We start from the raw sequence: 21,586 nt of genomic DNA on the forward strand, positions 1-21,586 counted from the left end.
GAAAACAAGAAAACTTCAGAGTGAACCTGAAAAGGTGCACTGCGAAGTTTTGCTCTTTAAAAATCTGGATCAAGCTGAAAATTGAAACGACACACAGTTAATGTGTGTTCGAGTCTCTCAAATTTTCGCAAGCCGGTGATGAATCGAAAGAAACATCTTCGGGTTGTGAGGTTAAGCGACTAAGCGTACACGGTGGATGCCCTGGCAGTCAGAGGCGATGAAGGACGTGCTAATCTGCGAAAAGCGCCGGCGAGGTGATATGAACCTTTGACCCGGCGATGTCCGAATGGGGAAACCCAGTGTGATCCGTCACACTATCGTTAACTGAATACATAGGTTAACGAGGCGAACCGGGGGAACTGAAACATCTAAGTACCCCGAGGAAAAGAAATCAACCGAGATTCCCCCAGTAGCGGCGAGCGAACGGGGAGCAGCCCAGAGTCTGAATCAGCTTGTGTGTTAGTGGAAGCGTCTGGAAAGTCGCACGGTACAGGGTGAAAGTCCCGTACACGAAAGCACACAGGCTGTGAACTCGAAGAGTAGGGCGGGACACGTGGTATCCTGTCTGAATATGGGGGGACCATCCTCCAAGGCTAAATACTCCTGACTGACCGATAGTGAACCAGTACCGTGAGGGAAAGGCGAAAAGAACCCCGGCGAGGGGAGTGAAAAAGAACCTGAAACCGTGTACGTACAAGCAGTGGGAGCCTCTTTTATGGGGTGACTGCGTACCTTTTGTATAATGGGTCAGCGACTTATATTCTGTAGCAAGGTTAACCGTATAGGGGAGCCGAAGGGAAACCGAGTCTTAACTGGGCGTTAAGTTGCAGGGTATAGACCCGAAACCCGGTGATCTAGCCATGGGCAGGTTGAAGGTTGGGTAACACTAACTGGAGGACCGAACCGACTAATGTTGAAAAATTAGCGGATGACTTGTGGCTGGGGGTGAAAGGCCAATCAAACCGGGAGATAGCTGGTTCTCCCCGAAAGCTATTTAGGTAGCGCCTCGTGAACTCATCTTCGGGGGTAGAGCACTGTTTCGGCTAGGGGGCCATCCCGGCTTACCAACCCGATGCAAACTACGAATACCGAAGAATGTTATCACGGGAGACACACGGCGGGTGCTAACGTCCGTCGTGAAGAGGGAAACAACCCAGACCGCCAGCTAAGGTCCCAAAGTCATGGTTAAGTGGGAAACGATGTGGGAAGGCACAGACAGCCAGGATGTTGGCTTAGAAGCAGCCATCATTTAAAGAAAGCGTAATAGCTCACTGGTCGAGTCGGCCTGCGCGGAAGATGTAACGGGGCTAAACCATGCACCGAAGCTGCGGCAGCGACGCTTATGCGTTGTTGGGTAGGGGAGCGTTCTGTAAGCCGTTGAAGGTGTCCTGTGAGGGGTGCTGGAGGTATCAGAAGTGCGAATGCTGACATAAGTAACGATAAAGCGGGTGAAAAGCCCGCTCGCCGGAAGACCAAGGGTTCCTGTCCAACGTTAATCGGGGCAGGGTGAGTCGACCCCTAAGGCGAGGCCGAAAGGCGTAGTCGATGGGAAACAGGTTAATATTCCTGTACTTGGTGTTACTGCGAAGGGGGGACGGAGAAGGCTATGTTAGCCGGGCGACGGTTGTCCCGGTTTAAGCATGTAGGCGGAGGTTCCAGGTAAATCCGGTACCTTATTAACGCTGAGGTGTGATGACGAGGCACTACGGTGCTGAAGTAACAAATGCCCTGCTTCCAGGAAAAGCCTCTAAGCATCAGGTAACATCAAATCGTACCCCAAACCGACACAGGTGGTCAGGTAGAGAATACCAAGGCGCTTGAGAGAACTCGGGTGAAGGAACTAGGCAAAATGGTGCCGTAACTTCGGGAGAAGGCACGCTGATATGTAGGTGAAGCCCCTGCGGGTGGAGCTGAAATCAGTCGAAGATACCAGCTGGCTGCAACTGTTTATTAAAAACACAGCACTGTGCAAACACGAAAGTGGACGTATACGGTGTGACGCCTGCCCGGTGCCGGAAGGTTAATTGATGGGGTTAGCGGCAACGCGAAGCTCTTGATCGAAGCCCCGGTAAACGGCGGCCGTAACTATAACGGTCCTAAGGTAGCGAAATTCCTTGTCGGGTAAGTTCCGACCTGCACGAATGGCGTAATGATGGCCAGGCTGTCTCCACCCGAGACTCAGTGAAATTGAACTCGCTGTGAAGATGCAGTGTACCCGCGGCAAGACGGAAAGACCCCGTGAACCTTTACTATAGCTTGACACTGAACACTGGTCCTTGATGTGTAGGATAGGTGGGAGGCTTTGAAGCGTGGACGCCAGTCTGCGTGGAGCCAACCTTGAAATACCACCCTTTAATGGCTGGTGTTCTAACGTAGACCCGTGATCCGGGTTGCGGACAGTGTCTGGTGGGTAGTTTGACTGGGGCGGTCTCCTCCCAAAGAGTAACGGAGGAGCACGAAGGTTAGCTAATCCTGGTCGGACATCAGGAGGTTAGTGCAATGGCATAAGCTAGCTTGACTGCGAGAGTGACGGCTCGAGCAGGTGCGAAAGCAGGTCATAGTGATCCGGTGGTTCTGAATGGAAGGGCCATCGCTCAACGGATAAAAGGTACTCCGGGGATAACAGGCTGATACCGCCCAAGAGTTCATATCGACGGCGGTGTTTGGCACCTCGATGTCGGCTCATCACATCCTGGGGCTGAAGTAGGTCCCAAGGGTATGGCTGTTCGCCATTTAAAGTGGTACGCGAGCTGGGTTTAGAACGTCGTGAGACAGTTCGGTCCCTATCTGCCGTGGGCGCTGGAGAATTGAGGGGGGCTGCTCCTAGTACGAGAGGACCGGAGTGGACGCATCACTGGTGTTCGGGTTGTCATGCCAATGGCACTGCCCGGTAGCTAAATGCGGAAGAGATAAGTGCTGAAAGCATCTAAGCACGAAACTTGCCCCGAGATGAGTTCTCCCTGAGACTTTAAGTCTCCTGAAGGAACGTTGAAGACTACGACGTTGATAGGTCGGGTGTGTAAGCGCAGCGATGCGTTGAGCTAACCGATACTAATGAACCGTGAGGCTTAACCTTACAACGCCGAAGATGTTTTGGCGATGAGAGACGATTTTCAGCTGATACAGATTAACAGAATTTGCCTGGCGGCTTTAGCGCGGTGGTCCCACCTGACCCCATGCCGAACTCAGAAGTGAAACGCCGTAGCGCCGATGGTAGTGTGGGGTCTCCCCATGTGAGAGTAGGGAACTGCCAGGCATCAAATTACGTAGTAAGCCGGTGCATAAATCCGGTGGTTACAGCAGTCTTCGGTGGAGCGGTAGTTCAGTCGGTTAGAATACCTGCCTGTCACGCAGGGGGTCGCGGGTTCGAGTCCCGTCCGTTCCGCCACTTATTAAGACATTAAGCCTGCCTACCCGGCAGGCTTAATGGAAAAAGACTTTAGGGGCGTAGCTCAGTTGGTAGAGCACCGGTCTCCAAAACCGGGTGTCGCGAGTTCGAGTCTCTCCGCCCCTGCCATATATAATCCTTTGCTTCGGCAAAGGATTTTTTTTTGCCTGAAAGACGCCAGTCCCCTCTTCAGACGTTGCAGCCAGCATTTCTGCTGGCGCATGCATCAATCCATAATGTTGATTTTTAGAAGATCTTTTATCTGCGATTGCTTATCGCTGTTCTGGAGCCAGATGGCATACAGCGGTCTGGAAAGCGTGGTGGAGTCCACAACGGTATGCAACCCGGGTTTCGTGTCTGCCCAGCGAACAGGTAACCAGGTGCACCCCTTCAGCAAGGAGAGCTGCTGACAGGCGATCTCCGCAGAGCTGGTTGTTAACTGTGGCACATCATCCGGAGCAATCAATCCCGCCTCGTGTTGCTGGAAATCTGGCCCCCACTCCAGACGCAGATAGGTCAGGTCGGCTTTCATCATTGAAGGCTCGGAGGCATAAAGCGCAAGGCCAAACTGGCCAACAATCTGGCTGCTAAATTCGTCCATTTTGGGGGCTTCGGTCGTGATCAGAAGATCCAGCTGGCGCTCGTGCAGTTGCTTAACGAGCGACTGACGTTGCGCAATCCGCGCTTCAAATTGCAAATGGTTGTGGGAAGGGTAGAGCCGGGTCAGCCACTGACTGAGCATACATTCCCACAACGATGCGCTGGCCCCAATGGAAAACTCGTTATGCCTCGAGGTGTGCGCAACCTCTTTACGTGCCGCCTGCCAGGTATTCATCAGGGTCTCTGCATACGGCAGCAGTTTTTCACCGGCTGGCGTGAGGCGTATGTTGTTGCGGTGGCGGGTAAAAAGATTCACACCCAGTTGATTTTCCAGCTGTCGAATACGAAAACTGACCGCTGACTGCGTCAGGTAAAGGGCTTCCGCTGCTCGCCCAAAGTGGCGCGTTCTGCTCACTTCCAGGAAAGTTTTTAGCAATTCCGTATCCACATCTTTCTCCGCAAAATAATTTGTCGTTATGATTTAAATGTTTTGTTTTACACTCTGTCAAGCGTAACTAATACTCCGCGCCATAAATAGCTCGGCCAAAGAATTAGGAGCGTGTAGGATGGCGGAAAGCTTTACGACGACTAATCGTTTTTTCGACAATAAAAATTATCCACGCGGGTTCTCTCGTCACGGCGATTTCACCATCAAAGAGGCGCAGATGCTTGAGCGTCATGGTTATGCCTTTAACGAGCTGGATCTGGGTAAACGTGAGCCTGCAACTGAAGACGAAAAACAGTTTGTCGCAGTCTGCCGTGGCGAGCGTGAGCCACAGTCTGAAGCAGAACGTGTATGGATCAAGTATATGGCACGCATTAAGCGTCCAAAGCGTTTCCATACGCTGTCTGGCGGTAAGCCGCAGATGGAAGGTGCTGAAGACTACACTGAGTCTGACGACTAACAAGAAAAGGGGCTGTGGCCCCTTTTTTTATGCCAGTAACTTTTGCAGGTGCAGGAGCAAGCGATCGATCGCACGATAGCTTAACGCTTCCTGCAGATGCCGCCTCTCAATGTCAGGGCACTTTTCCACATCGGCGATAGTGCGGGCGACTTTTATAAGACGCTGCCATGCGCGAATGGAAAGCCCAAAGCGCGTCAACGTATCCTCCAGCCAGCATGAATCTTCAGTATTAAGAGGACAAAACTGCCGAATCTCAGCGTTATCAAGACGGGCATTCAGCTTATGTTGACGCATATACTGCCGGGCCTGCGCGGCGATAACCCGCTCGCGAACCTCCACCGTACTCTCTCCTCTGGCGCTGCTCTGGCTGAGCAGGCCGGGAGGAGGCAAGGGGATTTCCAGCGACAAATCGAAACGATCCAGGAAAGGACCAGATAACTTCCCCAGGTAGCGCAGCATCTGTTCAGGCGTGGAGCGATTGTGGTTTCCCTGATAATGGCCCGATGGGCTGGGGTTCATTGCCGCTACCAGCTGGAACCGCGCGGGATAGCTTATTTTGGCGCGTGTACGGGAGATGTGGATCTCACCCGATTCGATGGGCTCCCTCAGCGCATCCAGAACGCGGCGTTCAAATTCAGGCAGTTCATCCAGAAACAGGATGCCGTTGTGCGCCAGAGAGATCTCTCCCGGCCCTGGTATGGTGCCACCGCCGACCATGGCCGCCAGTGAGGCACTGTGGTGCGGAGAGCGAAACGGGCGACGTCGCCACTGTTTTTGCAATGACACTGAACTCACCAGACTAAATATCGCCGCGCTTTCCAGCGCTTCATGGTTATTAAGTGGAGGCAGTAAACCATTCAACCTGCTCGCCAGCATCGTTTTTCCTGTACCCGGTGGGCCAATCAACAACAGGTTATGTCCGCCGGCAGCGGTGATCTCCAGCGCCCGCTTCCCCTGCTCCTGGCCGTAAATATCGCTCAGATCGTCCGGGCTTTCTGCCAGGGGATCGCCTGATTCTTCCGGCTCTGACAGCACATGTTGCCCCTCAAGATACGCGCACACTTCCTGTAAATGCCCGGCTAGCAGACATCCTCTCTCGGCTATCAGGCTCACTTCTGCACCATTTTCATTGGCAACAATGATTTGTCGACCTGCGCGAATAGCCTCCAGTGCACCCGAGATGGCACCAGGAACGCCCCTCAGCGCGCCTGTGAGCGCCAGTTCACCGATGAACTCATATGCGCCTAGTCTGCAGCTGTTAAGCTGCTCAGAGGCGGCGAGGAGCGCTATAGCGATAGGTAAATCATATCGCCCTCCCTCTTTAGGCAAGTCTGCAGGCGCAAGGTTGATGGTGATTTTCTTTGCCGGAAAGGTATAACCGCTATTAATAATCGCACTGCGCACCCGATCTCTGGCTTCCTTTACCGTGGTCTCCGGCAATCCAACCAGCGTCAGCCCGGGCAGCCCGTTGCTGAGATGAACTTCTACCGAAATAAGCGGTGCTTTTACTCCAATGGCCGCTCGGGTATAAACAACTGACAGTGACATAAGCACCTCCTCAGGAGATGACTATGCCCGTGACCGATATGCATGTTTAGCCACATTTAGCGGATTTACGCATCCTCTTCCGAGGTTTTAACGTCAAGATGTAATCTTTTCTTTTCTGCGGAACCCTGCTCGCAAAAAAATGTACAGGCGATATACCGCTCTGTCCGTGCTGAAAAAATGAAAAATATTCACTATCTAATTTCTTCATATAAAACAATGCGTTCATAAAATATGATTCGCAGGCTATCGAAACCAGCCATAAATAAATCTTGTGTTTGATTTAAAAACTGTGATAACTCTTTAGGTATTCCTTCGAACAAGATGCAAAAAGAACTGAAAATGACAGCCCTTCTACGAGTGATTAGCCTGGTCGTGATTAGCGTGGTGGTGATTATTATCCCACCGTGCGGGGCTGCACTTGGACGAGGAAAGGCTTAGAAATCAAGCCTTAACGAACTAAGACCCCCGCACCGAAAGGTCCGGGGGTTTTTTTATGACTAAAAAACTTACATGAGGAGCAGAGAATGACTAATAGCACAAAATTCTGTTTCTCCCGATTTATGACGGGGAACTAACTATGAATGGTGCACAGTGGGTAGTACATGCGTTGCGCGCACAGGGAGTCGACACTGTCTTCGGTTATCCGGGGGGCGCAATAATGCCGATTTACGATGCATTGTATGACGGCGGCGTGGAACACCTCTTGTGCCGACACGAGCAGGGCGCAGCGATGGCCGCCATTGGCTATGCACGTGCCACCGGTAAAACCGGTGTCTGCATGGCAACCTCAGGGCCGGGCGCCACAAACCTGATCACCGGCCTGGCGGATGCACTGCTTGATTCCGTTCCCGTTGTCGCCATCACCGGTCAGGTGGCTTCTCCCCTCATTGGCACTGATGCCTTCCAGGAAGTGGACGTGCTCGGCTTGTCACTGGCCTGCACCAAACACAGCTTCCTCGTTCAGTCTCTGGAAGAGCTGCCGCGTGTGATGGCAGAGGCGTTTGAGGTGGCAAACTCTGGTCGCCCTGGACCGGTTCTGGTTGATATCCCGAAAGATATCCAGGTTGCTCTGGGCGATCTGGAACCGCACTTCTCCACCGTTGAAAGCGACGATGCATTCCCGCACGCCGCGGTGGAAGAGGCGCGGCAGATGATTGCCCACGCTAAACAACCGATGTTGTACGTAGGGGGTGGGGTTGGTATGGCACAGGCCGTTCCCGCCCTGCGCGAATTCATCGCGGTTACGCAAATGCCCGCCACCTGTACGTTGAAAGGTCTTGGCGCGGTAGATGCGGACTATCCGTACTATCTGGGCATGCTGGGGATGCACGGTACCAAAGCGGCGAACCTGGCCGTGCAGGCGTGTGACTTGCTGATCGCCGTAGGTGCCCGTTTTGATGATCGTGTCACCGGCAAGCTGAATACCTTCGCGCCGAATGCCAACGTGATCCACATGGATATCGACCCGGCGGAGATGAACAAACTGCGTCAGGCGCATGTGGCCCTGCAGGGCAATCTCAACGCGTTATTACCGGCTTTACAGCAGCCTCTGAAAATCGACGCATGGCGTCAGCACACCGCCGATATGCGCGTTGAACATACCTGGCGTTACGACCATCCTGGTGACGCCATCTATGCGCCACTGCTGTTAAAGCAATTGTCCGACCGTAAACCGGCAGACTGTGTGGTCACGACGGATGTAGGCCAACACCAGATGTGGTCAGCACAGCACATGACTTACACGCGCCCGGAAAACTTCATTACCTCCAGCGGCTTAGGGACGATGGGCTTCGGTCTCCCTGCCGCGGTAGGGGCGCAGGTTGCCCGCCCGAACGATACGGTTATCTGTATCTCCGGTGACGGCTCTTTCATGATGAACGTTCAGGAGCTGGGCACCGTTAAGCGCAAGCAGTTACCGTTGAAAATCGTCTTGCTCGATAACCAGCGTTTAGGAATGGTTCGTCAGTGGCAACAGCTGTTTTTCCAGGAACGCTACAGTGAGACTACCCTGACGGATAACCCCGATTTCCTCATTCTGGCCAGCGCCTTTGGTATCCCTGGCCAGCACATCACCCGTAAAGACCAGGTTGAAGCGGCACTCGACACCATGCTGTCAAGCGAAGGGCCGTACCTGCTTCATGTCTCAATCGACGAGCTTGAGAATGTCTGGCCGTTGGTACCGCCAGGTGCCAGTAACTCACAAATGCTGGAGAAATTATCATGATGCAACATCAGGTCGCCGTGCAGGCTCGCTTCAATCCAGAGACATTAGAACGCGTTTTGCGTGTGGTACGTCACCGTGGCTTTCAGATTTGCTCTATGAATATGGAGACGGCCACTGATGCTCAAAATATCAGTATCGAATTAACCGTTGCCAGCCCGCGGTCGGTCGACTTACTGTTTAGTCAGTTAACAAAACTGGTAGACGTTGCACATGTTGCTATCTGCCAGAGCACAACCACATCACAACAGATCCGTGCTTAAGCGCGACAGGAAGAGAAAATGACGACAAAAAAAGCTGATTACATTTGGTTCAATGGTGAGATGGTTCGCTGGGAGGACGCGAAAGTCCACGTTATGTCCCACGCGCTGCATTACGGTACCTCTGTCTTCGAAGGTATCCGTTGCTACGACTCACACAAAGGGCCAGTGGTGTTCCGTCATCGCGAACACATGCAGCGTCTGCATGACTCAGCCAAAATTTATCGTTTCCCGGTTTCTCAGAGCGTGGATGAGCTGATGGAAGCCTGCCGCGACGTGATTCGTAAGAACAACCTCACCAGTGCCTATATTCGTCCGCTGGTGTTTGTAGGTGATGTGGGCATGGGCGTGAACCCGCCAGCCGGTTATACCACCGATGTGATCATTGCTGCGTTCCCGTGGGGTGCTTATCTGGGGGCTGAAGCCCTGGAGCAGGGGATCGACGCAATGGTTTCTTCCTGGAACCGCGTGGCACCAAACACGATCCCGACGGCGGCAAAAGCGGGCGGTAACTACCTCTCCTCACTGCTGGTCGGTAGCGAAGCGCGCCGTCACGGTTATCAGGAAGGTATCGCGCTGGACGTGAATGGCTATATCTCTGAAGGTGCAGGTGAAAACCTGTTCGAAGTGAAAGACGGCATTCTGTTTACGCCGCCATTTACCTCTTCCGCTCTGCCGGGCATTACCCGTGACGCCATCATCAAGCTGGCAAAAGATTTGGGTATCGAAGTCCGTGAGCAGGTCCTGTCCCGCGAATCCCTGTACCTGGCCGATGAAGTGTTCATGTCCGGTACCGCGGCAGAAATTACGCCGGTTCGTAGCGTAGACGGTATTCAGGTTGGTGCTGGCCGCTGTGGTCCGGTCACCAAACGTATTCAGCAAGCCTTCTTTGGCCTCTTCACCGGTGAAACGGAAGATAAATACGGCTGGCTGGATCAGGTTAATCAATAAGCATAAATATGGGACGGCACGCACCGTCCCATTCAATAGTCAGACGGGAGTAAATAAAGCATGCCTAAGTATCGTTCCGCCACCACCACTCATGGCCGTAACATGGCGGGTGCCCGCGCACTGTGGCGCGCCACCGGGATGACCGACGCCGATTTCGGTAAGCCTATTATCGCCGTGGTGAACTCCTTCACCCAGTTTGTGCCGGGCCACGTGCACCTGCGCGATCTCGGCAAACTCGTTGCCGAGCAAATCGAAGCCTCCGGCGGTGTGGCGAAAGAGTTCAACACCATTGCGGTGGATGACGGTATCGCGATGGGTCACGGGGGTATGCTCTATTCACTGCCGTCGCGTGAGCTGATCGCCGACTCGGTGGAGTATATGGTGAACGCCCATTGCGCGGATGCCATGGTTTGTATCTCCAACTGCGACAAAATTACCCCAGGGATGCTGATGGCTTCCCTGCGTCTGAACATTCCGGTGATCTTCGTCTCCGGCGGTCCAATGGAAGCGGGTAAGACCAAGCTTTCCGATAAAATCATCAAGCTCGACCTGGTCGATGCGATGATTCAGGGCGCGGATCCAAAAGTTTCTGATGAGCAAAGCGATCAGGTTGAACGTTCTGCGTGCCCAACCTGTGGCTCCTGCTCAGGTATGTTCACCGCGAACTCCATGAACTGTCTGACCGAAGCGCTGGGTCTGTCTCAGCCGGGCAACGGCTCGCTGCTGGCGACCCACGCCGACCGTAAACAGCTGTTCCTCAATGCCGGTAAACGCATCGTTGAGCTGACCAAACGCTACTATGAGCAAGATGATGAAAGCGCGCTGCCGCGTAATATCGCCAGCAAAGCCGCGTTTGAAAATGCCATGACGCTGGATATTGCCATGGGCGGTTCCACCAACACCGTTCTCCACCTGCTGGCCGCTGCGCAGGAAGCTGAAATCGACTTCACCATGAGCGATATCGACAAGCTGTCCCGCAAAGTACCGCAGCTCTGTAAAGTTGCGCCGAGTACCCAGAAATACCACATGGAAGATGTCCACCGTGCGGGTGGCGTACTGGGTATTCTCGGTGAACTGGATCGCGCCGGGCTGCTGAACCGCAACGTCAAAAACGTGCTCGGCCTGACGCTGCCGGAGTCGCTGGACAAATACGACGTCATGCTCACGAAAGACGATGCGGTGAAAAAGATGTTCCGCGCCGGCCCGGCAGGTATTCGTACCACCCAGGCCTTCTCACAGGATTGCCGCTGGGACACGCTGGATGACGATCGTGCAGAAGGCTGTATTCGCTCACTGGAACATGCCTACAGCAAGGACGGCGGTCTGGCCGTGCTCTACGGTAACTTTGCAGAAAACGGCTGTATTGTAAAAACCGCAGGTGTGGATGACAGCATTCTCAAATTCACCGGCCCGGCAAAAGTGTACGAAAGCCAGGACGACGCGGTAGAGGCTATTCTCGGTGGTAAAGTGGTGGAAGGCGACGTGGTTGTCATTCGCTATGAAGGGCCGAAAGGCGGGCCGGGTATGCAGGAGATGCTCTATCCCACCACCTTCCTGAAATCCATGGGCCTCGGTAAAGCCTGTGCGCTGATCACCGACGGACGTTTCTCTGGCGGTACGTCTGGTCTCTCCATTGGCCACGTGTCACCGGAAGCGGCAAGCGGCGGCAACATCGCGATTATTGAGGATGGCGATCTGATCGAAATTGATATCCCGAATCGCGGTATTCAGTTGAAACTGAGCGACCAGGATATTGCGGCGCGTCGTGAAGCCCAGGAAGCTCGCGGTGACAAAGCCTGGACGCCAAAAGATCGCCAGCGCGACGTCTCCTTCGCCCTGCGTGCCTATGCGAGCCTTGCCACCAGTGCAGATAAAGGCGCGGTGCGCGACAAATCGAAACTTGGGGGCTAATGATGGCCGAGTCGCAACCGTTATCCGCCGCCCCTGAGGGGGCGGAATACCTCAGGGCGGTGCTACGTGCACCGGTCTATGAAGCCGTGCAGGTTACGCCGCTGCAGAAAATGGAGAAACTCTCCTCGCGCCTCGACAACGTGATTCTGGTGAAACGCGAAGACCGCCAGCCGGTACACAGCTTCAAGCTGCGTGGCGCCTACGCGATGATGGCCGGGTTGACCGACGAGCAAAAAGCGCGGGGGGTAATTACCGCCTCTGCGGGCAACCACGCGCAGGGCGTCGCGTTCTCCTCTGCGCGCCTGGGGCTGAAAGCGCTGATTGTTATGCCGGTTGCTACTGCCGATATCAAAGTGGATGCCGTACGCGGTTTCGGCGGTGAAGTGTTGCTCCACGGCGCAAACTTTGACGAAGCCAAAGCAAAAGCGATAGAGCTGGCGCAGCAACAGGGGTTTACCTGGGTGCCGCCGTTCGATCATCCGATGGTCATTGCCGGGCAGGGGACGCTGGCGCTTGAGCTGCTGCAGCAGGATGCGCATCTCGACCGCGTCTTCGTGCCGGTTGGCGGTGGCGGCCTCGCGGCGGGCGTAGCGGTGCTGATCAAACAGCTGATGCCGCAAATCAAAGTGATTGCCGTTGAGGCGGAAGACTCGGCCTGTCTGAAAGCGGCGCTGGATGCCGGTCATCCGGTGGACTTACCACGCGTCGGGCTGTTTGCTGAAGGCGTGGCGGTTAAACGCATTGGCGATGAAACCTTCCGTCTTTGCCAGGAGTATCTTGACGATATTATCACCGTCGACAGCGACGCCATTTGCGCCGCAATGAAAGATCTGTTCGAAGATGTGCGTGCGGTAGCGGAACCTTCCGGCGCGCTGGCGCTGGCGGGGATGAAGAAATACATCGCGCAGCACAACATCCGCGGCGAGCGTCTGGCGCATGTCCTTTCTGGTGCCAACGTGAACTTCCACGGTCTGCGCTATGTTTCCGAACGCTGCGAGCTGGGTGAGCAACGCGAAGCGCTGCTGGCGGTTACCATCCCGGAAGAGAAGGGCAGCTTCCTGAAGTTTTGTCAGCTGTTGGGCGGCCGTTCAGTCACGGAGTTTAACTACCGTTTTGCCGACGCCCGAGATGCCTGCATTTTTGTCGGCGTACGGTTAAGCCGTGGTCTGGAAGAGCGTAAAGAGATCCTCCACCTGCTCCACGAAGGTGGTTACAGCGTCGTGGATCTCTCCGACGATGAGATGGCGAAACTGCACGTGCGTTATATGGTGGGCGGGCGTCCGTCGAAGCCGCTGCAGGAACGTCTCTACAGCTTCGAGTTCCCGGAGTCACCGGGCGCGTTGCTCAAGTTCCTGCATACGCTGGGCACGCACTGGAACATCTCTCTGTTCCACTACCGCAGCCACGGTACCGATTATGGACGCGTGCTGGCCGCCTTCGAACTGGGCGAGCACGAGCCTGATTTCGAAACGCGGCTGAACGAGCTGGGCTATGAGTGTCACGATGAAACCCATAACCCGGCGTTCAGGTTCTTCCTGGCGGGCTAGTGGTTAGGCAGTATCTGCCAGAAGGCATCAATAAGCGGCTCCTGCAGCCGCTTTTTTTGTGCGCATACGCCAAGCTCAAACGGCGTTTTTTCGTCGCTGCGCTCCAGAATCATCACGCGATTACGCACCGGTTCCGGGCTGTTCTCCAGGACCACCTCCGGCAGCAGTGCCACGCCGCAGCCCAGCGCCACCATTGACACCATCGCCTCATGCCCGCCAACCGTCGCGTAAATCGACGGGTTGCTGATCTTCTGGCGACGAAACCAGAGCTCAATACGACGGCGCACCGGCCCCTGATCGGCCATGATAAAAGGCACCGTGGACCACTCCGGTTTTTCCACCGACACCTGATTACGCACCGGGCAGGGTAACGCGGGGGCAATCAACACGACCGCCAGGTTTTCCAGCATTGAGAACGCGACAGCGCCTGGCAGGGTTTCGGGTTTCCCGGCAATGGCGAGATCCGCCTCGCCTGTCACCACTTTTTCCATTGCGTCGGCGGCATCACCGGTGGTGAGTTTAATTTCCACCGACGGTTGTTCTGCGCGAAAGCGGTCAAGAATCGGCGGCAGATGGCTATAGGCCGCGGTCACGGAGCAGAAAATATGCAGCTCGCCGGACAGCGATGGCCCTTTCTGGTCAATGGTGTGTCGCAGCTGTTGATACTGCAGCAGCGTTTGTTGGGCAAAGACCCGTAACTCCTCACCGGCCTCCGTCAGGGTGACGGTACGGTTGTCGCGTACAAACAGAGGCTGGCTGAGGTCTTCCTCAAGGCGCTGGATCTGGCGCGAAAGCGTGGAGGGACTGACGTGCATCGCCCGGGCGCTGCGCCCAAAGTGACGGCTTTCCGCCAGATGCAGGAACATTTTCAGATCGCGTAAATCCACTGATTTCACTCCCCCTTTTTACATTGCAAATATTGCAACGTGACGTTGTGAATATATCAATTTCCGCAATAAATTTCCTGTCATATAGTAAGTTCATTCTCGCAAAAGCGAACCGAACAATAAGCACAACAACACAACATCACGGAGTCCATTATGGCTAACTACTTTAATACACTGAATTTGCGCCAGCAGCTGGCGCAGCTGGGCAAATGCCGCTTTATGGCGCGCGACGAATTTGCCGATGGCGCGAGCTACCTTCAGGGTAAAAAAGTGGTCATCGTCGGCTGCGGCGCCCAGGGTCTGAACCAGGGCCTGAACATGCGTGACTCCGGTCTGGATATCTCCTACGCCCTGCGTAAAGAAGCGATTGCTGAGAAGCGTGCGTCCTGGTGCAAAGCGACCGAAAATGGTTTTAAAGTCGGTACCTACGAAGAACTGATCCCCCAGGCAGACCTGGTGGTTAACCTGACGCCAGACAAACAGCACTCTGACGTTGTGCGTTCTGTGCAGCCGCTGATGAAAGACGGTGCGGCGTTGGGTTACTCCCACGGCTTTAACATCGTTGAAGTGGGCGAGCAGATCCGTAAAGACATCACCGTTGTGATGGTGGCGCCGAAGTGCCCGGGTACAGAAGTACGTGAAGAGTACAAACGTGGCTTCGGCGTGCCAACGCTTATCGCCGTTCACCCGGAAAACGATCCGAAAGGCGAAGGTATGGCGATCGCCAAAGCATGGGCTGCAGCAACGGGTGGCCACCGTGCGGGCGTTCTGGAATCGTCTTTCGTCGCGGAAGTTAAATCTGACCTGATGGGTGAGCAAACCATCCTGTGCGGTATGCTGCAGGCGGGCTCTCTGCTGTGCTTCGACAAGCTGGTGGAAGAGGGTACAGACCCGGCATACGCAGAAAAACTGATTCAGTTCGGCTGGGAAACGATCACCGAAGCGCTGAAGCAGGGCGGTATCACGCTGATGATGGACCGTCTGTCCAACCCGGCGAAACTGCGTGCTTACGCGCTGTCTGAACAGCTGAAAACGATCATGGCACCGCTGTTCCAGAAACATATGGACGACATTATCTCCGGCGAGTTCTCTTCCGGCATGATGGCGGACTGGGCTAACGACGATAAGAAACTGCTGACCTGGCGTGAAGAGACCGGTAAAACCGCTTTTGAAACCGCCCCACAGTTTGAAGGTAAAATCGGCGAGCAGGAGTACTTCGATAAAGGCGTTCTGATGATTGCGATGGTGAAAGCTGGCGTTGAGCTGGCGTTCGAAACCATGGTGGATTCCGGCATCATCGAAGAGTCTGCCTACTATGAATCACTGCACGAGCTGCCGCTGATTGCGAACACCATCGCCCGTAAGCGTCTGTACGAAATGAACGTGGTTATCTCTGATACCGCCGAGTACGGTAACTACCTGTTCTCTTACGCTTGCGTACCGCTGCTGAAAGAGTTCATGACGACTCTGCAGCCGGGCGACCTGGGCAAAGCGATTGCGGAAGGTGCAGTGGATAACGCGCAGCTGCGTGATGTAAACGAAGCCATTCGCGGCCATGAAATCGAGAAAGTGGGCCAGAAACTGCGTGGCTACATGACCGATATGAAACGTATCGCGGTAGCAGGTTAATACCCGGGCGGGCTTGCCCTGACCTGACTAAACGTACAAGGCCTTCTCTGAGAGAAGGCCTTGCTGTTATTTGCGGTACAGAACCTTAATAACATGGTAGCCAAACTGCGTGTGCAGTGGGCCTGTGGGTTCCAGCACCGGGCAGGAAAAGACCACTTTATCGAACGCCGGAACCATTTGACCCTGACGGAATTCACCTAAATCACCGCCGCGTTTACCTGACGGACAAATAGAGTGTTTCTTCGCCAGTTTGCCGAAGTCGGCGCCGTTTTTGATCTGCTCGAGAAGATCCAGAGCCAGTTTTTCTTCTTTTACAAGGATATGCAGTGCTGCCGCGGTTTTTGCCATGATCGTGCCTTGAGTGGTATGGATTAGGCTCGCTATACTACCACGCTGTTATTCTCCCCTCCTGACTTTCATTGAGTGATCATTTATGCGTTTAAACCCCGGACAACAACAAGCCGTCGAATTTGTCACTGGACCCTGTCTGGTGCTGGCGGGCGCGGGATCCGGCAAAACGCGCGTCATTACCAATAAGATTGCCCACCTGATCCGCGGCTGCGGGTATCAGGCTCGCCACATCGCGGCGGTGACGTTCACCAACAAAGCAGCGCGCGAGATGAAAGAGCGTGTCGGCCAGACGCTGGGGCGTAAAGAGGCGCGCGGTCTGATGATTTCCACCTTCCATACGCTGGGGCTGGATATCATCAAACGTGAATACGCCGCGCTGGGGATGAAATCCAACTTCTCACTGTTTGACGATACCGACCAGGTGGCCCTGCTCAAGGAGCTCACCGAGGGGCTGATCGAAGATGATAAGGTTCTGCTGCAACAGCTGATCTCGACGATCTCCAACTGGAAAAACGATCTGATGACCCCGGCCCAGGCCGCGGCGATCGCCAAAGGCGAGCGGGATCGGATCTTCGCCCACTGCTACGGTCTGTACGATGCGCATATGAAAGCCTGTAACGTACTGGATTTCGACGACCTGATCCTGCTTCCCACGCTACTGCTGCAGCGTAATGAAGAGGTGCGTGAGCGCTGGCAGAATAAAATCCGCTACCTGCTGGTGGATGAGTATCAGGACACCAATACCAGCCAGTATGAACTGGTGAAACTGCTGGTGGGACAGCGCGCGCGTTTCACGGTGGTCGGAGATGACGATCAGTCCATTTACTCCTGGCGCGGTGCGCGTCCGCAAAACCTGGTCCTGCTGAGTAAAGATTTCCCGGCGCTGCAGGTGATCAAACTGGAGCAGAACTACCGTTCCTCCGGGCGTATCCTTAAAGCCGCGAATATCCTGATCGCCAACAACCCGCACGTGTTCGAAAAACGCCTGTTCTCCGAACTGGGTTACGGTACAGAGCTAAAAGTGCTCAGCGCCAACAATGAAGAGCACGAAGCGGAGCGGGTCACAGGCGAACTCATAGCCCACCACTTCGTCAATAAAACCGAATACAAAGATTACGCGATCCTCTATCGCGGCAACCACCAGTCACGCGTCTTTGAAAAGATGCTGATGCAAAACCGCATCCCGTACAAAATTTCAGGCGGAACCTCCTTCTTCTCGCGGCCCGAAATCAAAGATCTTCTGGCCTACCTGCGTGTGCTCACTAACCCGGATGATGACAGCGCGTTTCTGCGTATCGTGAATACCCCGAAACGAGAAATTGGCCCGGCGACGCTACAAAAGCTTGGCGAGTGGGCGATGACGCGTAATAAGAGTCTGTTTACCGCCAGCTTCGATATGGGGCTGAGTCAGACGCTCACCGGACGCGGCTACGATTCATTAACCCGCTTTACACACTGGCTTGGTGAAGTGCAGCGGCTGGCAGAGCGCGAACCTATCGCCGCCGTGCGCGACCTTATCCACGGTATCGACTACGAGTCCTGGCTGTATGAAACCTCCGCCAGTCCGAAAGCGGCCGAGATGCGCATGAAAAACGTTAACCAGCTGTTCAGCTGGATGACTGAAATGCTGGAAGGCTCGGAGATTGATGAACCGATGACCCTGACGCAGGTGGTTACCCGCTTTACCCTGCGCGATATGATGGAGCGAGGCGAGAGCGAAGAAGAGGCCGATCAGGTTCAGCTGATGACGCTGCATGCATCAAAAGGTCTGGAATTCCCGTATGTCTATCTGGTTGGCATGGAAGAGGGGTTACTGCCGCACCAGAGCAGCATTGATGAAGATAACGTCGATGAGGAGCGCCGTCTGGCCTATGTAGGCATCACGCGCGCTCAGAAAGAGCTGACCTTCACGCTGTGCAAAGAGCGTAGACAATATGGTGAACTGGTGCGCCCGGAGCCGAGCCGTTTCCTGCTGGAACTTCCGCAGGACGACCTCATCTGGGAGCAGGAGCGTAAAGTGATTACGGCTGAAGAGCGGATGCATAAGGGGCAGGCGAACGTCGCTAACATCCGCGCCATGCTGGCGAAAGCCAAAGAGAAGGGGTAGGTTGTTACACGCCCGGCAAGCGTAGCGCTACCGGGCATGTCCGACCCATTATTTCACCTCAAGCACCCAGTGTACGTAGCTCTGCCACTGACACTCCTGCTCGACCATCTCCGCCCCAAGCGGATGATTATCCAGCCAGTTTTCTGGCAACGTCAGCGAAAGTTTCTCGTCATCCGCCACCAGATTGAGTGCCGGCAGCAAATCATCGCGGCGGCGGCTGGCAAACAGAATAGCCAGACGCAGCAGGCGGCACATATGCTCGGCTACGCGCGGCGGTACGGCGTTTTGCTGATGCAAAGAGGAGAGGTCAACGGCATTGGTCTGGTTCAGCAGCAGCGTTGCCAGCAACTTTTTCTGCGCAGGGGTATAGCCGGGTAAATCGAGGTTACGCACCAGATAAGCGGCATGAGCCGGAGCCTGTTTAAAATCAATGCTCAGCCCGATTTCATGCAGTGCACAGGCACTTAGCAGCAGATCGCGACTCAAAGGGTCCAGATCCCAGGCATTAGCCACATGATCGGCGAAGCGTGACGCCAGCTGTGCCACGCGGCCTGCCTGATCGATATCAACCAGGAAACGACGCTGCACGTTTCGCAGGGTACGGCTGCGAATGTCCTGATCGACCGACAGGTGCAACATCCCGTAGACCAGACCTTCACGCAGCGCGCCGCCCGCCAGCGTCATACATGTGATGTTCAGCTCGGTGAAAATGGCGATCAGGATCGCGAGCCCGCTCGGGAATACCAGCGCGCGTTCAAGCGTCAGGCCTTCAATTTCCAGCTCTTCCAGACGTCCGCACTGAATGGCACGCTGTTTAAGCTGCTGAAGCTTGGCAAGCGTGATCCGCTCATCCATGCCCTGCGCCATCATAATTTCCTGCAATGCCTGCACGGTACCGGAGGCCCCCACGCAGACTTTCCAGCCGTGGTAGCGCAGTTCGTCCATCACCGGGCGTAACACCTCGCGTGCGGCAGTTTCCGCCTCGTCGAAGTTTTCCTGACCCAGATTGCGGTCAGTAAAGTAGCGCTCAAGCCAGGTTACGCAACCCATCGACAGGCTGAATAGCGACGTTGCCTGCGCACCGGTGCCGGTCACGAGTTCGGTACTGGCGCCCCCGATATCCACAACCAGACGACGATCGTCGCCTCCCGTGGTGTGCGCAACGCCCTGATAAATCAGGCGCGCTTCTTCTTCACCGCTGATAACCTGCACCGGACAACCGAGAATTTCCTGCGCTTTGGCAATAAAATCCACGGCGTTAACCGCCAGGCGGAGTGTTGCAGTGGCGACGACGGTGATTTGGGAATGCGGGATATCCTGCAGACGCTCTGCAAAGAGTCGCAGGCACTGCCAGCCACGTTCCATGGCTTCAGGAGAGAGGTGATTATCGCTGCTCAGGCCCGCCGCGAGGCGGACCTTGCGCTTAATGCGCGTCAGCGTTTGTATGCTTCCCGCCACCTCGCGCACAACCAGCATATGAAAACTATTCGAACCGAGATCAATTGCCGCATAAAGCGAGGTGGAGCTGAGCATAATTGTTTAACCTGAGCGACGACGATTACGCGGCGCGCCAGATCGACGCGGGCCATTGCCGGAGCGGGCGCGGGTAAGGCGCTTAGCCGGCGGCAGTTCGCTTAATAGCGCATCCGGGTTGTACTTACTCACCGGAATAGAATGGCCGATGTACGTCTCAATCGCCGGCAGGTTCAGCGCATACTCTTCACACGCGAGGCTGATAGAGTGGCCGCTTGCACCCGCACGACCGGTACGACCGATACGGTGTACATAGTCTTCGCAGTCATCCGGCAGGTCATAGTTAAAGACGTGCGTAACGGCTGGAATGTGCAGGCCGCGCGCTGCGACGTCGGTGGCGACCAGAATATCGAGATCGCCACGGGTGAATTCTTCAAGAATACGCAGGCGTTTTTTCTGCGCAACATCGCCCGTCAGCAGGCCAACACGGTGACCGTCTGCAGCCAGATGGCCCCAGATATCTTCACAGCGGTGCTTGGTGTTCGCGAAGATAATGGCGCGGTCTGGCCACTCTTCTTCGATCAGCGTTTGCAGCAGACGCATTTTCTCTTCATTGGAAGGATAGAAGAGTTCTTCTTTGATGCGGTGGCCGGTTTTCTGCTCGGGTTCCACTTCCACATATTCGGCGTTGTTCATCTGCTCGAATGCCAGTTCGCGTACGCGATACGACAGGGTCGCAGAGAACAGCATGTTGAGGCGCTGATTCGCGGGTGGCATGCGGCGGAACAGCCAGCGGATATCTTTAATGAAGCCCAGATCGTACATACGGTCAGCTTCATCCAGCACCACAACCTGGATGGCACCAAGGTTAATGTGGTTCTGTTTTGCGTAGTCGATAAGACGGCCGGTGGTACCGATCAGGATATCCACACCGCTTTCCAGCACTTTCAGCTGCTTATCGTAACCATCGCCGCCATAAGCCAGGCCGATTTTCAGGCCCGTAGCCTGCATCAGGGGTTCAGCGTCTGCGTGGATCTGTACCGCCAGTTCTCGCGTCGGGGCCATAATTAGCGCGCGCGGCTGGTTAACTTTGCGGTCTGCAATCGCTGGATGAGAAAGTAAATAATGAAACGTTGACGTTAAAAACGCCATCGTTTTGCCAGTACCGGTTTGCGCCTGTCCTGCTACGTCACGTCCCGCCAGCGTCAGCGGCAGGGCGAGAGCCTGAATGGGCGTGCAGTTATGAAACCCTTTATTTTCAAGGGCTTCGATGACTTTTGGGTGCAGGGCGAAGTCGGAAAACTTCTGTTCTGTTAAATGTGTTTTGCTCATAGTGTGGTAGAATATCAGCTTACTATTGCTTTACGAAAGCGTATCCGGTGAAATAAAGTCAACCTTTAGTTGGTTAATGCGACATCAACACGTCGTTGATGAGGGCGAAACCAACGCACCAGGCTTATTCCTGTGGAGTTATATATGAGCGATAAAATTATTCACCTGACTGACGACAGTTTTGACACGGACGTACTTAAGGCTGACGGGCTGACACTCGTCGATTTCTGGGCTGAATGGTGTGGTCCTTGCAAAATGATCGCCCCGATTCTGGATGAGATCGCTGACGAATATCAGGGCAAACTGACCGTTGCCAAGCTGAACATCGACCAGAACCCGGGCACCGCACCAAAATACGGTATCCGTGGCATTCCGACCCTGCTGCTGTTCAAAAACGGCGAAGTGGCAGCGACCAAAGTGGGCGCACTGTCCAAAGGTCAACTGAAAGAGTTCCTCGACGCTAACCTGGCGTAAGG

The 21,586-nt window shown here is 54.8% G+C and carries 17 protein-coding genes, 2 tRNA genes and 2 rRNA genes; 15 read left to right on the forward strand and 6 right to left on the reverse strand.

Features of this window, described 5'->3' with window-relative positions; all coding sequences use genetic code 11:
- Nucleotides 1-169 precede the first annotated feature (169 nt).
- From AM410_RS07560 to AM410_RS07575, 4 genes are all read left to right on the forward strand, one after another.
- Nucleotides 170-3,076, forward strand: a 23S ribosomal RNA gene (locus AM410_RS07560).
- 64 nt (nucleotides 3,077-3,140) lie between these two features.
- Nucleotides 3,141-3,256: ribosomal RNA gene (gene rrf, locus AM410_RS07565) — 5S ribosomal RNA — on the forward strand.
- 55 nt (nucleotides 3,257-3,311) lie between these two features.
- A tRNA-Asp gene (locus AM410_RS07570) sits at nucleotides 3,312-3,388 on the forward strand.
- A 53-nt stretch (nucleotides 3,389-3,441) separates the two neighbouring features.
- Nucleotides 3,442-3,517, forward strand: a tRNA-Trp gene (locus AM410_RS07575).
- A gap of 97 nt (nucleotides 3,518-3,614) precedes the next feature.
- Here AM410_RS07575 and hdfR read toward each other — a convergent pair.
- Complete coding sequence (gene hdfR / locus AM410_RS07580; protein WP_014172169.1) at nucleotides 3,615-4,436, reverse strand: HTH-type transcriptional regulator HdfR; 822 nt, start codon at nucleotides 4,434-4,436, stop codon at nucleotides 3,615-3,617.
- A gap of 118 nt (nucleotides 4,437-4,554) precedes the next feature.
- Between hdfR and AM410_RS07585 the strand changes: the two genes are divergently transcribed.
- Nucleotides 4,555-4,893, forward strand: coding sequence for a DUF413 domain-containing protein (locus tag AM410_RS07585; RefSeq protein WP_014172168.1), 339 nt, complete (start codon nucleotides 4,555-4,557; stop codon nucleotides 4,891-4,893).
- A gap of 27 nt (nucleotides 4,894-4,920) precedes the next feature.
- On the opposite strand, the gene AM410_RS07590 is transcribed toward AM410_RS07585, so the two are convergent.
- Nucleotides 4,921-6,441, reverse strand: a complete 1,521-nt coding sequence (locus AM410_RS07590; RefSeq protein ID WP_073397814.1) for a YifB family Mg chelatase-like AAA ATPase — start codon at nucleotides 6,439-6,441, stop codon at nucleotides 4,921-4,923.
- A gap of 339 nt (nucleotides 6,442-6,780) precedes the next feature.
- Here AM410_RS07590 and ilvL point away from each other — a divergent pair, with 339 nt between their 5' ends.
- The 7 genes from ilvL to ilvA all read left to right on the forward strand — a co-directional run bounded on the left by ilvL (nucleotide 6,781) and on the right by ilvA (nucleotide 13,331).
- Complete coding sequence (gene ilvL / locus AM410_RS07595; RefSeq protein ID WP_001311244.1) at nucleotides 6,781-6,879, forward strand: ilv operon leader peptide; 99 nt, start codon at nucleotides 6,781-6,783, stop codon at nucleotides 6,877-6,879.
- An 86-nt stretch (nucleotides 6,880-6,965) separates the two neighbouring features.
- Entirely contained in the window at nucleotides 6,966-7,016 is a 51-nt protein-coding gene (gene ilvX, locus AM410_RS07600; RefSeq protein ID WP_102046757.1) for a peptide IlvX, read from the forward strand.
- A gap of 2 nt (nucleotides 7,017-7,018) precedes the next feature.
- Entirely contained in the window at nucleotides 7,019-8,665 is a 1,647-nt protein-coding gene (ilvG, locus tag AM410_RS07605; RefSeq protein WP_014172167.1) for an acetolactate synthase 2 catalytic subunit, read from the forward strand.
- On the forward strand, nucleotides 8,662-8,925 hold the full coding sequence (ilvM, locus tag AM410_RS07610) for an acetolactate synthase 2 small subunit (RefSeq protein ID WP_014172166.1): 264 nt from the start codon (nucleotides 8,662-8,664) through the stop codon (nucleotides 8,923-8,925). The genes ilvG and ilvM overlap by 4 nt, the downstream gene beginning before the upstream one ends.
- 18 nt (nucleotides 8,926-8,943) lie before the next feature.
- Nucleotides 8,944-9,873: a branched-chain-amino-acid transaminase gene (ilvE, locus tag AM410_RS07615; RefSeq protein ID WP_025202772.1), complete on the forward strand. Its 930-nt coding sequence runs from the start codon at nucleotides 8,944-8,946 to the stop codon at nucleotides 9,871-9,873.
- Between the two features lie 60 nt (nucleotides 9,874-9,933).
- Nucleotides 9,934-11,784, forward strand: coding sequence for a dihydroxy-acid dehydratase (ilvD, locus tag AM410_RS07620; RefSeq protein WP_014172164.1), 1,851 nt, complete (start codon nucleotides 9,934-9,936; stop codon nucleotides 11,782-11,784).
- A gap of 2 nt (nucleotides 11,785-11,786) precedes the next feature.
- On the forward strand, nucleotides 11,787-13,331 hold the full coding sequence (gene ilvA, locus AM410_RS07625; protein ID WP_025202773.1) for a threonine ammonia-lyase, biosynthetic: 1,545 nt from the start codon (nucleotides 11,787-11,789) through the stop codon (nucleotides 13,329-13,331).
- On the opposite strand, the gene ilvY is transcribed toward ilvA, so the two are convergent.
- A complete protein-coding gene (ilvY, locus tag AM410_RS07630; RefSeq protein ID WP_108647685.1) occupies nucleotides 13,328-14,218 on the reverse strand; it encodes an HTH-type transcriptional activator IlvY in 891 nt (296 codons plus the stop codon). The genes ilvA and ilvY overlap by 4 nt on opposite strands.
- Nucleotides 14,219-14,371: 153 nt before the next feature.
- Here ilvY and ilvC point away from each other — a divergent pair, with 153 nt between their 5' ends.
- Complete coding sequence (gene ilvC, locus AM410_RS07635; protein WP_108647687.1) at nucleotides 14,372-15,847, forward strand: ketol-acid reductoisomerase; 1,476 nt, start codon at nucleotides 14,372-14,374, stop codon at nucleotides 15,845-15,847.
- Between the two features lie 66 nt (nucleotides 15,848-15,913).
- On the opposite strand, the gene ppiC is transcribed toward ilvC, so the two are convergent.
- Entirely contained in the window at nucleotides 15,914-16,195 is a 282-nt protein-coding gene (ppiC, locus tag AM410_RS07640; RefSeq protein ID WP_008501570.1) for a peptidylprolyl isomerase PpiC, read from the reverse strand.
- An 85-nt stretch (nucleotides 16,196-16,280) separates the two neighbouring features.
- On the opposite strand from ppiC, the gene rep reads away from it, so the two are divergent.
- Nucleotides 16,281-18,305, forward strand: coding sequence for a DNA helicase Rep (gene rep / locus AM410_RS07645; protein ID WP_014172160.1), 2,025 nt, complete (start codon nucleotides 16,281-16,283; stop codon nucleotides 18,303-18,305).
- A 48-nt stretch (nucleotides 18,306-18,353) separates the two neighbouring features.
- Here the strand turns inward: rep and gppA are convergent, their stop codons facing one another.
- Both gppA and rhlB read right to left on the reverse strand, forming a co-directional pair.
- A complete protein-coding gene (gene gppA / locus AM410_RS07650; protein ID WP_073397810.1) occupies nucleotides 18,354-19,838 on the reverse strand; it encodes a guanosine-5'-triphosphate,3'-diphosphate diphosphatase in 1,485 nt (494 codons plus the stop codon).
- Nucleotides 19,839-19,844: 6 nt separating this feature from the next.
- Nucleotides 19,845-21,110 (reverse strand): ATP-dependent RNA helicase RhlB, encoded by a 1,266-nt coding sequence (gene rhlB / locus AM410_RS07655; protein WP_014172158.1) that lies wholly within the window; start codon nucleotides 21,108-21,110, stop codon nucleotides 19,845-19,847.
- A gap of 144 nt (nucleotides 21,111-21,254) precedes the next feature.
- Here rhlB and trxA point away from each other — a divergent pair, with 144 nt between their 5' ends.
- Entirely contained in the window at nucleotides 21,255-21,584 is a 330-nt protein-coding gene (gene trxA / locus AM410_RS07660; protein ID WP_004386384.1) for a thioredoxin TrxA, read from the forward strand.
- The last annotated feature ends 2 nt before the right edge of the window (nucleotides 21,585-21,586 follow it).

The organism is Enterobacter cloacae complex sp. FDA-CDC-AR_0164, from assembly GCF_003071645.1.
Lineage (GTDB): Bacteria > Pseudomonadota > Gammaproteobacteria > Enterobacterales > Enterobacteriaceae > Enterobacter > Enterobacter ludwigii.

Coding starts and splice junctions, on each gene's coding strand:
- ilvG (WP_014172167.1), top strand. CDS start 7,019: ATGAATGGTGCACAGTGGGTAGTACATGCGTTGCGCGCACAGGGAGTC.
- ilvL (WP_001311244.1), top strand. CDS start 6,781: ATGACAGCCCTTCTACGAGTGATTAGCCTGGTCGTGATTAGCGTGGTG.
- AM410_RS07585 (WP_014172168.1), top strand. CDS start 4,555: ATGGCGGAAAGCTTTACGACGACTAATCGTTTTTTCGACAATAAAAAT.
- ilvC (WP_108647687.1), top strand. CDS start 14,372: ATGGCTAACTACTTTAATACACTGAATTTGCGCCAGCAGCTGGCGCAG.
- ppiC (WP_008501570.1), bottom strand. CDS start 16,195: ATGGCAAAAACCGCGGCAGCACTGCATATCCTTGTAAAAGAAGAAAAA.
- ilvA (WP_025202773.1), top strand. CDS start 11,787: ATGGCCGAGTCGCAACCGTTATCCGCCGCCCCTGAGGGGGCGGAATAC.
- ilvD (WP_014172164.1), top strand. CDS start 9,934: ATGCCTAAGTATCGTTCCGCCACCACCACTCATGGCCGTAACATGGCG.
- ilvM (WP_014172166.1), top strand. CDS start 8,662: ATGATGCAACATCAGGTCGCCGTGCAGGCTCGCTTCAATCCAGAGACA.
- gppA (WP_073397810.1), bottom strand. CDS start 19,838: ATGCTCAGCTCCACCTCGCTTTATGCGGCAATTGATCTCGGTTCGAAT.
- rhlB (WP_014172158.1), bottom strand. CDS start 21,110: ATGAGCAAAACACATTTAACAGAACAGAAGTTTTCCGACTTCGCCCTG.
- trxA (WP_004386384.1), top strand. CDS start 21,255: ATGAGCGATAAAATTATTCACCTGACTGACGACAGTTTTGACACGGAC.
- AM410_RS07590 (WP_073397814.1), bottom strand. CDS start 6,441: ATGTCACTGTCAGTTGTTTATACCCGAGCGGCCATTGGAGTAAAAGCA.
- rep (WP_014172160.1), top strand. CDS start 16,281: ATGCGTTTAAACCCCGGACAACAACAAGCCGTCGAATTTGTCACTGGA.
- ilvE (WP_025202772.1), top strand. CDS start 8,944: ATGACGACAAAAAAAGCTGATTACATTTGGTTCAATGGTGAGATGGTT.